12 protein-coding genes and 1 tRNA gene are annotated in these 13987 nt (G+C 73.5%); 3 read left to right on the forward strand and 10 right to left on the reverse strand.

The genetic code is table 11. From position 1 onward, the window contains the following. Positions 1–75: 75 nt before the first annotated feature. Positions 76–149: transfer RNA gene (locus KZJ41_RS15870), tRNA-Leu, on the forward strand. Positions 150–351: 202 nt separating this feature from the next. Then, entirely contained in the window at positions 352–1134 is a 783-nt protein-coding gene (locus KZJ41_RS15875) for a hypothetical protein (protein WP_029544013.1), read from the forward strand. A gap of 4 nt (positions 1135–1138) precedes the next feature. Here KZJ41_RS15875 and KZJ41_RS15880 read toward each other — a convergent pair whose 3' ends face one another. Further along, the gene (locus KZJ41_RS15880; RefSeq protein ID WP_065922516.1) at positions 1139–1459 is read right to left on the reverse strand and encodes a hypothetical protein; all 321 of its coding nucleotides are present in this window, start codon (positions 1457–1459) and stop codon (positions 1139–1141) included. A gap of 52 nt (positions 1460–1511) precedes the next feature. On the opposite strand from KZJ41_RS15880, the gene KZJ41_RS28455 reads away from it, so the two are divergent. Next, positions 1512–1643: a hypothetical protein gene (locus KZJ41_RS28455; protein ID WP_256997108.1), complete on the forward strand. Its 132-nt coding sequence runs from the start codon at positions 1512–1514 to the stop codon at positions 1641–1643. 14 nt (positions 1644–1657) lie between these two features. Here the strand turns inward: KZJ41_RS28455 and KZJ41_RS15885 are convergent, their stop codons facing one another. The 9 genes from KZJ41_RS15885 to pdhA all read right to left on the reverse strand — a co-directional run bounded on the left by KZJ41_RS15885 (position 1658) and on the right by pdhA (position 13977). Further along, positions 1658–2041 carry a hypothetical protein gene (locus tag KZJ41_RS15885; protein ID WP_084648622.1) on the reverse strand — a complete coding sequence of 128 codons (384 nt, stop codon included), beginning with the start codon at positions 2039–2041 and terminating at the stop codon, positions 1658–1660. A gap of 139 nt (positions 2042–2180) precedes the next feature. Further along, entirely contained in the window at positions 2181–6722 is a 4542-nt protein-coding gene (locus KZJ41_RS15890) for a cation-translocating P-type ATPase (protein WP_232334184.1), read from the reverse strand. Positions 6723–6899: 177 nt separating this feature from the next. After that, positions 6900–8687, reverse strand: coding sequence for an ABC transporter ATP-binding protein/permease (locus KZJ41_RS15895; protein ID WP_050035320.1), 1788 nt, complete (start codon positions 8685–8687; stop codon positions 6900–6902). A gap of 409 nt (positions 8688–9096) precedes the next feature. Further along, complete coding sequence (locus KZJ41_RS15900; protein WP_037200930.1) at positions 9097–9537, reverse strand: DUF4383 domain-containing protein; 441 nt, start codon at positions 9535–9537, stop codon at positions 9097–9099. A 168-nt stretch (positions 9538–9705) separates the two neighbouring features. Beyond that, complete coding sequence (locus KZJ41_RS15905; protein ID WP_065923456.1) at positions 9706–10467, reverse strand: GAF and ANTAR domain-containing protein; 762 nt, start codon at positions 10465–10467, stop codon at positions 9706–9708. Between the two features lie 97 nt (positions 10468–10564). After that, the gene (locus KZJ41_RS15910; protein ID WP_006946663.1) at positions 10565–10843 is read right to left on the reverse strand and encodes an acyl carrier protein; all 279 of its coding nucleotides are present in this window, start codon (positions 10841–10843) and stop codon (positions 10565–10567) included. A gap of 9 nt (positions 10844–10852) precedes the next feature. Next, positions 10853–12061, reverse strand: coding sequence for a dihydrolipoamide acetyltransferase family protein (locus KZJ41_RS15915; protein ID WP_251549280.1), 1209 nt, complete (start codon positions 12059–12061; stop codon positions 10853–10855). Between the two features lie 9 nt (positions 12062–12070). After that, on the reverse strand, positions 12071–13045 hold the full coding sequence (locus KZJ41_RS15920; protein WP_029544022.1) for an alpha-ketoacid dehydrogenase subunit beta: 975 nt from the start codon (positions 13043–13045) through the stop codon (positions 12071–12073). Continuing rightward, entirely contained in the window at positions 13042–13977 is a 936-nt protein-coding gene (gene pdhA / locus KZJ41_RS15925) for a pyruvate dehydrogenase (acetyl-transferring) E1 component subunit alpha (protein WP_373566482.1), read from the reverse strand. Before pdhA ends, KZJ41_RS15920 begins: the two co-directional genes overlap by 4 nt. Positions 13978–13987: the final 10 nt, after the last annotated feature.

Here is a 13987-nt window from a genome sequence, read left to right on the forward strand (position 1 = left end):
GGAGGGGGTGGAACGTTAGAAGGGTACCGGTGGTCGACGGCAGTTACCGATCTTCTACAGTGGTCTCCGCACGACGCCCCCGTATCCCAATTGGCAGAGGAAACGGATTCAAAACCCGTACAGTGTCAGTTCGAGTCTGACCGGGGGCACCCACAGTGCGCCGCCTCATCGGAGCGGCGCCCCGAGCGACCCGCGGGTCCCCGCCCCGTCGCCCTCTCGACCGGTGCGCCGCGCCGACGTCCGGGAACGCTGGTAAGGTGCCGATTTCGGTTGCGCCGGCCGGTGTTCCGGTCGGGACCACCGCCGACCGTTCCCGGGCCCTGCGGAACGCGGATCGAGATCGGAGAAGGCATGGGACGCGCCCTTCCCGTCGTGGCGGCCTGCGCGGCTGCGCTGCTCGCCCCGGCTCCGGGTGCGGCCGCGCACGTGCCGGACGATCGGATCGTGCTGCGCCCGGGCGACGGCATCACCTTCACCGCCGCCGATCCCGCGCCGGGTTGGTGCTCGGTCGCCGCGGTCGGCCACGACCGCGCAGGGCGGCTCGTCGCCATCACCGCCGGCCACTGCCGGCAGACCGGCTCGGCGGCCGTGTGGAAGGCCGGCGAGCAGAGCCGCGGGCCTGTCGGCACCGAGACCTCCGTCCACAGCCCCGGGTCGGTGGACTGGCTCGGAATACCGACCGACGCGGTGCCGGACTATGCGGTGCTCCAGCTCGACGAGACGAGGGTACGCGGCTCGAACACCTCGGCGCCGGACGCCGACGGCGAGGTCGTGGTGCTCGAGTCGATCGGCTCGCTGCCGGACGGCGACCAGGACATCGGCAGGCACTGCGCGGCCGGGCACACGACCGGGATCGCGTGCGGGCCCGCCCCGCTCGTCGACACGCTGGACGTCGCGGGCACCCGCGACGTGCTGGTGAACCCGAACTCGGTCAACTCGTGGCTCGTGATGCAGCAGGGCGACTCCGGCGGCCCGCTGGCCCGCACCGACACCCACGAGTGGCTCGGCCTCGCGGTCGGATACCGGCCGAACGACGTGCGCTTCGCGGTGTACCAGCGGGCCGACCGGATCATCGAGGACCTGGACGCCCGGGGCGGGATCGGCGCGGGATTCACGCTCGTGTGCACCCCGTGACGAGTCAGGTCGTCGCCTCCGCGGACGTCGTCGCCGTGCCTGCGCCGGCGGCGGTCGGCGTCCCGGGGCGGTGCGTCGCGGCCGCGGCACCGCGGTGGTTGTGCTCGGTGACCACTACCTGGCCCGCGGCGATGGCCACCGCCACCGGCCACTCGATCAGATCCAGCGCCACCAGCGCCGCCAGCCCGGCGAAGTAGGCGAGCTGGTCGGGCCGTGGGATCCCGACTCGGCCGACGAGGGGCAGGTGCACGGCGAAGCGTTCGGCGTCGCGGGCGAGCCGCGCCATCGTTCGGTGGGATTCCCAGAAGGACTGTTCGTCGGCCATTCTTTCCTCGCTCGTCAACTTCGGTTCACCTGACGTCCCTACCGTCGGGGGCATGTCGAACCCGATGGCCGCCGTGGGCCCGGATGCGGTGGTCGGCGCCGTGGTCCGGCTGCTCACTCCCCCGCTGTGCGAGCTGTACGCCGTGTTGATGCGCGCCGGCGTGGTGGTCGTGGTCGACGACTGACACCACCGGCCGAACTAGCTCGTCGCCACGGGGGGAGTCTTCCGTGCCGGCTGCGCCGTCGGTGCGGGTGCGGTGACCGCCCCGGGGGCGGCGGCGGTCGCGCCGGGACGCGCCGGGCCGGGGCGGGGCGCGAGGAGCCGGACGGCGAGCGCGCCTCCGCCGACGGCGACGACGACCGGCCATTCCACGAGCCCGGTGAGCCCGAGCGCCGCGAGGGTCAGCGCCGCCGCCGGGGTGGAGCCGGAGCCGCTGCTCACACCGGAGCGGGCGCCGTCGAGCGCACCGCGCACGCTGCCGACGAGCCCGCCGACAGCGGCGCCGCCGACGGCTCCCGCGGCGCTGGTGGTGGCGTACGCGGTGCGGGTGACCAGGTGGCCGGTGGTGTCCAGTAGCTGCATGGCACGTCCCTGCTCTGCTTTCGGTCGCCAGCGTGCGCGGGGTCTCGGCGGGACGGTGGCGCGGGGGTCTGCGGCGAGCTCGGCGCCTCGAGGAGCCGTCGTTCCCGGGGCACGGCGGCCGTGACGGTCGGACTCGCCCCTACTGTAGTCCCGATGTCGGCGAGAGCCGAGCGGTCGGCGCCGACGTTTTCCCGGAAGCGCCACCGGCATCCCGGGACTCGAGCACCGATGTCACCACCTCCCCGATCGCCGGCAGCCGGAGCGCGGCGGTCGGTGCGACGGCGGCGGCCACGGTGGCCGCCGCAGCGCACCCGAGTGCCTGCGTCCATCCGACCGGACCGACCGGCACGCAGCCCAGCAGCCCGCTGACCCCCGGCGTGCTGATCAGTGCGGCCATGGCGGCGAGCGAGCCGAGGACGGTGGCGACGACGAGGGGGCTGCGGGACTCGAGCAGTGTCTGCCCGAGCTGAGCGCCGACGAGCGCGACGAGCGCCACGGTCGACGCGCGCGGGTTCGAGCCCGTGACCCTGGCCATCGCCCACGCCGCGGTGGCCGCGGCCGCGGTCGTGGCGCCGCGGGCGGCCATGGCGTGCAGCAGCACCGACTCGTCGGGCCGGGGCGCGGGGCCGGAGCCGTCGGTGCGGGGGGTGCTGACGGCGAGGGCCGCCGCGGGCAGCGCGTCGGTGAGCATGTTCACCAGCAGCAGCTGGCGGGCATTGAGCGGCGAGCGGCCGGTGATCAGGCTACCGAGCAGCGCGAAGGCGACTTCGCCCGCGTTGCCGCCGAGCAGGACCGACACGGCGGCCTGGACCCGCTGCCACAGCACGCGGCCCTCGTCGAGCGCGTCGAGCAGGCCCGCGACGCGGCCCTCGAGCAGCACGACGTCGGCCGCGCCGCGCGCGGGGTCGCTGCCGCGGGAGGCCACGCCGATGCCGACGCTCGCGGCCCGGATCGCGGCGGCGTCGTTGGCGCCGTCACCGACCATGGCGCACACGTGTCCGGTGTGCTCGAGGGCCTGTACGATCTGCACCTTGTGCTCGGGGGACATCCGGGCGAAGACGAGGCGCTCCTCCACGGCTCGTTCCCGTTCGGTGTGCGAGAGTCCGTCCCATTCGGCACCGCTGAGCACCTGATCCGTCGTGACGGGCAGGCCCAGTTCGCCGGCGATCGCGACGGCGGTCACCGGATGGTCGCCGGTGACGAGCCGGACGGCGACGCCCTGCTCGAGCAGCGCGGGCAGCAGTCCGGCCGCGTCGGCCCGCGGTGTGTCGGACAGCCCGATGAGGCCGACGTGCCGCAGCCCGTTTCCGGACAGCTCCGCGAGGGCGTCGGGATCGTCTGCCGCCCCAGCGGTTTCGGCATCGGTCAGGTCGCGCTGTCCCACGGCGATGACCCGCAGTCCGTCGGCGGCCAGGGCGTGCACCCGCTCGCGGACGTCGGGATGGTCGTCGCCGTAGGCGCCGAGCATCATCTCCGGCGCACCCTTGACCGCGAGGCGGTTTCCGGCGATCGCAGCCGCGTAGGCCCGGCCGGACCGGAACGGCAGGTGGGCCGTCCGTTCGGCGGCCCGGTCCGCGACGGCGGCGGCGTGCGCGGACTCGACGATCGCGACGTCGGTGGCGTGCTCGGGTGGTCCCCCGTTTGCCGGAATGCCGGTGCGGGCGGCGCAGGCCAGCACGTCCTCCCGGGTGAAGCCGGGGGCGGGTTCGACCGCCGCGACCCGCAGGCGGTTCTCGCTGAGTGTGCCCGTCTTGTCGAAGCAGACGACGTCGACCCGGCTGAGGGCCTCGATCGAGCGGGGCGCCCGCACGAGGGTCGAGCGCTTGGTGAGCCGGCGGGCGGACGCGACCTGCGCGAGGGTGGCCACGAGCGTCAGCCCTTCCGGCACGGCCGCGACGGTGACCGCGACCCCGCTGGTCACCGCCGCGCGGACCCCGGTGCCGCGGAGCAGGCCCAGCGCGGCGACGAGGACGCCGCCGCCGAGGCTGACGGGCAGCGCCCGGCGGGTGAGGGTGCTCAGCCGTGCCTGCAGGCCCACCTCCCGGACCCGCGCGGGCGCCATCGCGGTGGCGCGACGGGTCTCGGTGGCCCCGCCCACCGCCGTCACGACCGTCACCGCGGTGCCGGTGAGCACGGTGGTGCCCGCGTAGAGCATGCAGGCGCGTTCGGCCAGCGGGGCCCCCGGCGTCGAGTCGCTCTGCTTGACGACCGGGAGCGACTCCCCGGTCAGTGCCGACTCGTCGACCTCGACCCCGTCGGCGTGGAGGATGCGCCCGTCCGCGGGCACGACCTCGCCGGGACGGACCTCGACGACGTGCCCGGGACGCAGCCGGGCCGCGGGGACTCCGACGTATCGCCTGCCGCCGCGTGGTCCGGCGACGCGGCGCGCGGGCGGATCCTGCACCGCCAGAAGCCTTTTCAGAAGTCGCTCGGCACGCAGGCGCTGGGCGGCCGAGATCGCGGCGTTGAGCAGCAACACCGATCCCACGAGCACGGCGTCGAGCGGCGAACCGAGCACCGCACTCGCCGCGGAACCGGTGGCGAGGACGGGGGTCAGCGGGTCGGACAGCTCGGTGCGTACCGCACGGGTGAAGTCGACGGCGGAGCCGACCGGGCGGGTGCCGACCCGCCGCACCACCCGCACCGCCCGCGTGCGGGTCCGCACCCGCCAGCCGGAATCCTCCGCGGGCAAGAACAACTCGTCCGGCGACGGCGCGGGGAGGAGCGCGCACACCTCGGCCACCGACAGCGCATGCCAGTCGTGGGCCGAACGCGGTGGCGGCAGCGGCGCGGCGAGCGCGGTGCGGGCCGCCGACGTTCCGGCCCACAGCCCGGCCGCGGCACCGGCGGTGACCGATTCCGGACCGGTGCCCGGCACACCGGGCAACATGAGCAGCGCTCCGAGGGCGGAGGCGTCGCGGGCGATCTCCACGCCGCGCCGGCTCGCGGTCCGGGCGGCCGGGAGCGCGTGCAGGATCCGCCACGCACCGGTGAGGTCGCGGACCATCAGGTCCGCCGGCCAGGGCGGCCGGCTGCCATCGCGCAGGACACCGATGCCCACGTCGGCCAGGGCGAGGGCCTGCGCCGCCTCGGCGGTGAGGACCACGACGGTGCCGCCGCCGCGCTGCAACCTCTCGACGATGCCGAGCAGTGCGGCGTCCATCGACTCGACGAGAGGTTCGAGGCGATCGAATCCGTTCCGCAGGGAGCCCGCCCCCTCGTCCTCGACGGAGACCACGACGATCCCGGCGCGCCGGGCGGCGGCGAGCACGGCGGACGCGTAGCGGTCGTGGACGGGACCGATCAGCACCCGCGCGTCGGCGGGAAGGTGCCCGGGCACGTCCGGCACGGCGGAGACGGGGTGCCAGCCGGGGGTGAGGACGCCGCGTTCGACCGCCGTCCGCGCCCGGTCCCACACCACGCTGCGGTCGCGGTCGGGCACGCCGTTCAGGCGCGTCACCGCGAGCCCGGGGGTGTACAGGGCGCGGGGGTCGACGACGATCGCGTCGACCCGGTCGAGGCGGCGCAGCACGGCCGGTCGCAGGGTCAGCACGCCGCGGGCGGCGAGCCCGCGCGCGAGGGTGGCGGCGAAGGATTCCCGCGCGGTGCGGGTGGCCTTGGGGACGGCGACGAGCGCCGCGGAACCGGCGGTGGTGGGTCGGCCGGTCAGGAGCCCGGCCGCCGCCGCGCCGGCGAGGCCGGCCCAGCCGGCACGGTCGGTGTAGCGCTCGACCGGACCGGCCGGGGGTTCGGTGGGACGGACCGGCCGGCGCGGGCAGCGGGCCGTGGCCGCGTGGGGGGCGAGGTCCGGTTCGAAGTCGCGCCAGGCGCGCCGCATCGCCAATGTCTCGCCCACGAGGACGGTCCGGGTGGCGGCCTCGACGGCGGAGGAGGCAGGCGAGAGGGTCAGGGTGTGCAGCACGGAGGTCCCGGCGGCCAGCAGCAGGTCGGCCCTGCCGGGGCCGAGCGCGGACTCGACGAGAGCGCGGATCCGCGGGTGGTAGTCCGACACCAGGACCGGAGCGGCTGCGCCGCCGTGCAGGCGCGGCAGGCGCAGGTAGCGCCCCGCCGCGGTCAGCGCCAGTCCGGTGCCGGCGGTCGCCGCGGACACGCCCCGCCGGACGAGCAGGACGTCGTCGCCCGGCAGCTCGTGCGGAACACCGCGGGGTGCGGTTGCGGCGCCCTCCGCTTCGGCGTGTTCGACGAGGCGCCGGAGCGTGCCGGCCGTCGGTCCGGCCGGGTCCGTGGACACCACGAGACGGCACCAGGGGCGGTGCAGTTCGGCTGTGGCCACGCCCGGTGTGTCCCGGATCGCGGCGAGCACCCGGTCGCCGAGCGCCTCCCCGTCCGGGCCGTCGAGGCCGCGGACCTCGATCCACGTTCGGGCACCGTTCGCTGCGCAGCGCCGGGCGGGGCGGCCGCCGGCCGCCTCCCGGGCGACGTCCGCGACGAGCTGGACAACGGCCGCGGGGGCGGGGGCCGCGGCGGCGGTGACGGGTGCGCGCAGCAGGGCCGCCCCCACGCCGGCCGCCGTGGCGGCGCCGACGATCGCGGTGTCGAGGGCGACGCCGGCACCGGCGGCCGCCACCCGCACGCCGGCCCGCAGGGCGGATCCGGGAAGGGCCACGAGGGTGGCGACCGAACCGCGCGGACGCCGCCGGTAGGAAGTGCTGTGGTGCATGGTGTCCTCCTCGGCTGCCGCACGAGCATCCCGGCTCGGGACCGGACACCGGGTGCCGACGCTCGGACATGCCCGCCGGCAGTCGCCGGCATCGAGGTCACCGCGCTTTCAGCGTAGTTCCGCCGTCGGGCGGTGGACACGTCTCGGGGTGATTCGCCCGGTGACCTCGCGTGGAGCTCAGCGGACGCTCTCGGTGACCGTCCAGCGACCCTCCCCCTGCAGTTCGAGCACCCGATCGTGGAAGCTGTCGAGGGTGCTGCGGTGCCCGACGCTGACGAGGACGCTGTCCGGCAGCGCCTCGCGCACGGTGCGATAGAGCGCGTGCTCGAGTCCCTCGTCGACGGCGGCGGTGGCCTCGTCGAGGAACACGGTCCGCGGCCGGGCCAGCAGCACCCGCGCGAACCCGAGGCGCTGCTGCTCCCCGGGGGACAACACGCGCGCCCAGTCGGTGTCGTCGTCGAGGCGTTCCCTCAGGTGCCCGAGGTGCACGCGTTCGAGCACCTCGCCGAGTTCCGCGTCGTCCCGTACGGGCGGACGAGGATACGACAGCGCTTCGCGCAGCGTCCCGAGCGGCACATACGGGTCCTGGGACAGGAACAGCGCGTCGCCGTCCGGGCGCGCGATCCGACCGTGGGCGTACGGCCAGAGCCCGGCGAGGGAGCGCAGCAGCGTCGTCTTGCCGCTGCCGGACGCGCCGCGGACGAGCAGCGCCTCGCCGGGGGACACGTGGATGTCGAGGCCGGTCACGAGCGGCCGGCCGGCCGGGGTCCGCACGTCGAGACCGCGCAGGTCGAGGGTGTCACCCTGCTCGGTCGCGACGAGGACGGGCAGCTTCGCGGACTGGTCGGTGGCGTCGACCAGGCCGTTGAGACGGATGGTGGTCGCCCGGAACGCGGCGAAGTCGTCGTAGGACTCGCGGAAGAAGGACAGCGATTCGTGGACCTGACCGAAGGCGTTGCCGGTCTGCATCACGTCACCGAGGGTGACCTGACCGGCGAACAGCCGCGGCCCCTGGATGAGAAACGGGAAGATCACCGCGATCTGGTTGACGGTCAGGTTGAAGCCGTCGAACTTCAGGATCCGGAACACGATGCGCCACCAGTTGCGGATCACCGCGGCGAATCGGCCCAGCAGGCCACCCCGCTCGACGTTCTCGCCGCGGTAGAAGGCGATGTTCTCGCCGTACTCGCGGACGCGGACCAGGGCGTAGCGGTAGGTGGCGCCGAGCTTCTCGTTGAGGAAGTTCAGCCGGATCAGCGGCCGGCCGATCCAGAACGCCACCGCGGTGGTGACCAGCACGTAGATGTAGACCAGGAACACCATTCCGCGGGGGATCTCGGTGCCGAACACGGTGATCGGGCCCGACAGGTCCCACAGGATGCCGGTGAAGCTGACGATGGACAGCACCGCGGTGACCGCCCCCATCGACAGGACGCGGGTGGTGGTGACGAAATCGGTGACGTCGACCTGGATGCGCTGGTCGGGGTTGTCCACCGGCTTGTCCACGAACCGGTCCCGGTAGAACGCCCCGGTGTCGAGCCAGGTGTCGACGAGCCGGTTGTTCAACTGGGTGCGCCAGTGGATGTCGAGGGTCTGACCGAGCAGGTACGCGACCAGGCTGCGCGCCACGTGGATGGTGGCGAGCACGGCGAAGACCCGCATGAACCGCCAGAACGCGGCCTCGTCGAGGTCCTGGATCGCGGTGTAGAAGTCGTTGTACCAGTACGAGAACAGCACGTTCATCCGCACCGCGAAGACGGTGAACAGCAGAACCAGGGCCACGAGTCCGAGCGGGCCGAGGCCCCGACGCGGATCGAAGTAGGGCCACGCGATGCGCCACCACTGCCGTCCCCAGTGGGTCGTTCGCGCGAGCAGCGCCACCACGACGACGAACACCACCGTTGTGATCACATACGCCTTCAGCGTCCACCAGACGCTGTCGACGAGCACACTTCCCCATTCCATCCGTCGCCGCTCCCGTCTCCCGCGCGATCGCGCGGTCCATGCGAGAGATTGTGGACCCCGCCCCGGGGTGCGCGACGCCGATTCCGCGACCGATCGTGGGGCTGCCCCCGCGGCGGAGCCGGTGGCCGGCGCGCGCCGGGCACCGGACCGCTGCTTCGTCACGGGTTCTGCGGGTATCCGACGGTCATGGAGGTTCTGGGCATTCTCATTCTCGTCGGGGTGGTCGTCTACGTGGTGGTCCAGCGTCGCAGGAGCGGGCCACGGAGGTGACCACGGCTCGGCCGGGCTCGCCGTGCGGTCGAGCCCGGCTGGGCCGTGCCCGCAGGACGGAACGATCCGCGGGTGCACACGAACGTCGCCGGTCCTCGCTCCTGGCGGCGAGGACCGGCGACGGGTCGGTGGGTGGCTGTCAGCGGGTGCCGGGCACGGTGCGGTGCGTCGTGGTCCGGCGGGTGAGCAGGAAGCCGAGGGCGATCATGGCGGCCCCGAGCACGAAGTGCAGCCAGTCGTCGGCGGAGTTGACCGGCACGAAGTTCGCCGAGCTGTCCTTGTCGATCACCAGTCCGTAGAGCCACAGCACCAGGTAGATGATGCCGCCGCCGATGAGGTAGGACCGAGCGGCACCGACCGTGCGGGCCATCGCGACGCCTGCCACACCGAAGAGCAGATGCACGATGTTGTGGAGGATGGAGACCTCGAAGATCCCGAGCAGCAGCGCCCCGGACTCGTGCCCGGCGAACGTCATGGTGTCGTAGTTGGTCGTGATTCCGGGAACGAACCCGAGAATGCCGACGAGGAGGAACACCACACCGACAGCGAGGGCGGCTGTCTGCACCGGTGTCCGGGTCATAGTTCGTCCTGCGTGCTCGGCCATGGCCGGCTCCTTTCGTTCGAACAGGTGACCGGAGCGGAGTGGCTGCGGCTGCCGGAGAGATACCTCCGTGGGCGTTCGTGAAACCTTGCCCGCGAGGATTTTCGTGGGACGGCGACGGGCCGTGCGTGCTGCCGATAGGAACGGTCACCGGTCCCGGGTCATCGGCCCCGGCCGCGGGTCGGTTCCGGCGGGGGTGAGCTGGGCGACCAGTCGGGCAGCGACGTCGCGCAGCTTGACGTTCTCGTGCTGGGACTGGCGCACCAGCACGGCGAAGGCCTCCTCGGCGGTCAGACCGCGCGCGGCCATGACGATCCCGACGGCGTGGTCGATGGTCGGACGCGAGCGCAGGGCCCGATCGAGTTGCGTGATCTCCGCCCGGGCCCGGGCACAGCGACGGGCCTGCCGCAGTGCGGTCTCCACGGCCGTCGTGAACACCTCCACCAGCGTCTCGTCCAGAGAATCGAACCCGTGGTCGTGTTCGCTGTAGAGGTTGAACGATCCGGCCGTCTCGTCGTCGATCCGCAGCGGCGCGGCCAGCGAACTCGCCGTCCCGAACCGTTCCGCGCGCTCGGCGAACGCCGGCCAGCGTCGCCGCATCTCGGCGCGGTCCGCGCGCACCACCTGGCCGGTCCGCACGGCGTCGAGGCCCGGGCCGGCGCCGGCGAGGTACTGGGCGTGGTCGAGTTCGTAGAGCAGCGGATTGCTGCAGGCCTCCGTCTCGGGGCGGCCGCCCCGCAGGACCGTCACCCCCGCCATGCCGGTCTCGGGCACGATCTTCACGACGTTGCCGACGAGCAGGTGCAGCAGCTCGGGCAACTCGTCGCCCTCGTCGAGCGCGGCGGACAGCCTGCGCAGCGCCACGACGATCTCCCCGACTCGTCCACACAGTGGATCGTTCCCGGCCATGTCCCCGTCCACGACTGCATCCCCGTCGGTCGTTCTTCTCACAGAATGCACCCGGTGAGACCGGCCGGGCACAGTTCTCGGGTCATCTGGTGCGGCCTCACCGCCCGAGGCGCTGCGCCAGGTATCCGACCAGGCCGTCGAGGGTGCTCAGGTGCGCGTAGTCCGCCTCGGGGATGTCCACCCCGAGCGACGAACGCAGTCCGATCAGCACGTTCAGCCAGTCCATCGAGTCGAGGTCGACCTGCTGGCGCAGCGGCCGGTCCCCCGCCAGTTCGATGTCCTCGATCTCGGGGGCGACGTCGGCGATCGCGGCGACGACGGCGGCGCGGATGTCGGCACGGGCGGTCTCGCCGGTATTGGTCTCGTCGGTGGTCACGATCTCACCTCACAGTCGTTCCGGGTGCTGGAGCAGTTCAGCGATCTCGGCCAGGAACAGGGCGCCACGCCGGCCGTCGCTGACCCGGTGGTCCGCGGCGAGGGTCGCGGTGACCACCGGGACGGGCCGCACCGCGTCGCCGTCGACCCACGGGCGCCGGGTCGGCTTGCCGAAACCGACCAGTGCGACCTGCGGCGGGTAGATCACCCCGTACACCGAGTCCACGCTTTCCTCCCCCAGGTTGGTCACGGTGACGGTGGGGTCGGACATCTCCGAGCTGCGCAGCGAGCCCGCCCGGGCGCGCTTGACGAGGTCGGCGAGGGCCGCCATGAGCTCGGGCAGGGCGAGGTCGGCGACGTCGTGGATCGCCGGGGCGATCAGCCCGCCCTGGCGCAGGGAGACCGCCACCCCCACGTGCGCGGCCGGGGCCGGGTGGAACTCGCCGTCGGTCCAGAATCCGCTCATTTCGGGGTACCGGCGGGTGGCCAGGGCGACCGCCTTGAGCAGCAGCGCCGCAAGCAGGACGCGCTCGGTGACCGGGCGTTGCGCGTTGTACTCGGTGAGCCAGTCGAGGGCCCGCGCGAGCGGGATCTGTTCCGACAGGTAGTAGTGCGGAATCTCCCGCTTGGAACGTCCCATCGCGGACGCGATGGCGCGGCGCATCTCGGCGGCCTTGTCGATCGGGGCCCTGGCCGGTGCCGCCGCGGCGGCAGCTCGTGCCGGCGCCGGCGCGGCGCCCGCACGAGCCGCCGCCCGATCGACGTCCTCGATCGTCACCGACTCCCAGGGTCCGGTGCCGGTCACGGTGTCGAGGTCCACGCCCAGCTGCCGGGCCTGCCGGCGGGCGGCCGGCGAGACCCGCCGCCGCGCGGCCGGGGCGGCCGGAGCGGGCGCCGGCGGCGCCTCGGTGACGGGGGCGGCGCCGCCGGCCGCGGCGACGGGGGCCACCACCGGGGCCTCGGCGACGGGCGGAGCGTCCTCCCCGGGCTCGAGCAGGGTTGCCATCACCGCGCCGACCGGCAGCGTGACACCCGGTTCCGCGACCAACCGGTGGACGACCCCGTCCCGCCAGATCTCGACCTCCACCTCGGCCTTGGCGGTGTCCACCGAGGCGATCACCTGGCCGCGCTCGACCGTGTCCCCGGGCGCGACGCGCCATTCGGTCAGGGTGCCCTCGTCCATGTCGGCGCCGAGGGACGGCAGGGTGAACTCGAACACGTCGCCTCCTCAGCTCTCGCCCATCAGGGCCTGCACGGCGGCGACGATCTTCTCCGGCTGGGGAATCGCCGCCTGCTCCAGGTGCCGGGCGTAGGGCACCGGCACCTCCTCGCTGCACACCCGCGCCACGGGTGCGTCGAGGTCGTAGAACGCCTCCTCGGCGATCCGGGCGGTCACCTCCGCGGAGAGGCCGACGCTGCGCCAGCCCTCGTCGACGACCACCACCCGGTGGGTGCGACGGACGGAGTCCACGACGGTGGCCGTGTCCAGCGGGCGCAGCACCCGCAGGTCGACGACCTCGGCCTCGATTCCGCTGCCCGCCAGGGTTTCCGCCGCGACGAGGGACTTGCCGACGGTGCCGCCGTAGGCGACGAGGGTCACGTCGCCGCCCGGCCGGAGCACCCGCGCGCTGTCGATGTCGACCGGTTCGTCGGGGTCGATGTCGGCGGTGGTGTTGTAGAGCAGTGCGTGCTCGAACACGACGACCGGGTCCGGATCCGCGAGAGCGGGGGCGAGCATGCCGCGGGCGTCCCGCACGGTCGCCGGGGCCAGCACCCGGATGCCGGGGATGTGCGCGTACCACGCCTCGAGGCTGTGCGAATGCTGCGCGGCCAGCTGCCGCCCGGCGCCGGTGGCCATGCGGATCACGATCGGCACGGAGAACTGGCCGCCGGACATGTGGCGCAGTGCGGCGGCGGTGTTCACGATCTGATCGAGGGCCAGCAGGCTGAAGTTGACGGTCATGATCTCGACGATCGGCCGCATCCCGCCGAGCGCCGCACCGATGCCCGCACCGACGAAGCCCAGCTCGGACAGCGGGGTGTCGCGGATGCGTTCGGGTCCGAACTCGTCGAGCAGGCCCTTGGTCACGGCGTACGTGCCGCCGTATCGCCCGATGTCCTCGCCCATGAGGAACACCCGCGGATCGGTGCTCAGGGCGTCGTGCAGCGCGGCGCGCAGGGCCTCGCGGTAGCTGAGTTTCACGGTGCCTCCCCGGCCGGTGTGGTCACGTCGCGGAGCAGGTCGGACTCCGGCTCCCAGGTGCCGGCCTCGGCGAAGGCGACGGCGTCGTCGACCTCGGCCACGGCCTGGGCGTCGAGCTGCCGGAACTGTTCCTCGGTGAGCAGAGTCAGCGCCTTCAGCCGCGCCGAGAACGTGTGGATGGGGCCGCGTTCCTTCCACCGTTCGACCTCGGCCTTGTCGCGGTAGAGCTCGGGGTCGAACATCGAGTGGGCACGGAATCGGTAGGTCTGGAACTCGAGGAACATCGGTCCGCCCGTGCTGCGGACGTGGGAGACCCCGGCCCGGGCCGTCTCGTGGACGGCGAGCACGTCCATCCCGTCCGTCCGGAGTGTGGGCACCCCGAACGCGGCGGCCTTGGCGCACAGGTCGGTCTGCGACTCGGACCGGGCCAGGGCGGTGCCCATGGCGTACAGGTTGTTCTCGCAGCAGAACAGCACCGGCAGCTGCCACAGGGCCGCGAGGTTGAGCGCCTCGTGGAACGCGCCCTCGGCCATCGCCCCCTCACCGAAGAAGCACGCGGTGACCCGCGGGATCTTCTGCATCTTGTCGGCCAGCGCGAGGCCCACCGCCAGCGGCAGGCCCCCGCCGACGATCGCGTTGCCGCCGTAGAAGCGGGTCGCGGCGTCGAACAGGTGCATCGAGCCGCCGCGCCCGCGGGAGCAGCCTTCCTGCTTGCCGAACATCTCCGCCATGATCGCGTTCATGGACAGCCCGTGGATCAGGGCGTGCCCGTGCTCACGGTAGGTGCCCACGACCGTGTCGCCCGGGTCGAGCGCGTGCAGCGCGCCGACCGCCACGGCCTCCTCCCCCACGTACAGGTGCAGGAATCCGCGGATCTTGCCGGCGCCGTAGAGTTCGGCGGCCTTCTCCTCCATCCGGCGGATGCGCAGCATGTCGGCCAGC

Origin of the sequence: Rhodococcus sp. 11-3 (assembly GCF_023704055.1) — a bacterium.
Taxonomy (GTDB): Bacteria; Actinomycetota; Actinomycetes; order Mycobacteriales; family Mycobacteriaceae; genus Rhodococcus; species Rhodococcus aetherivorans.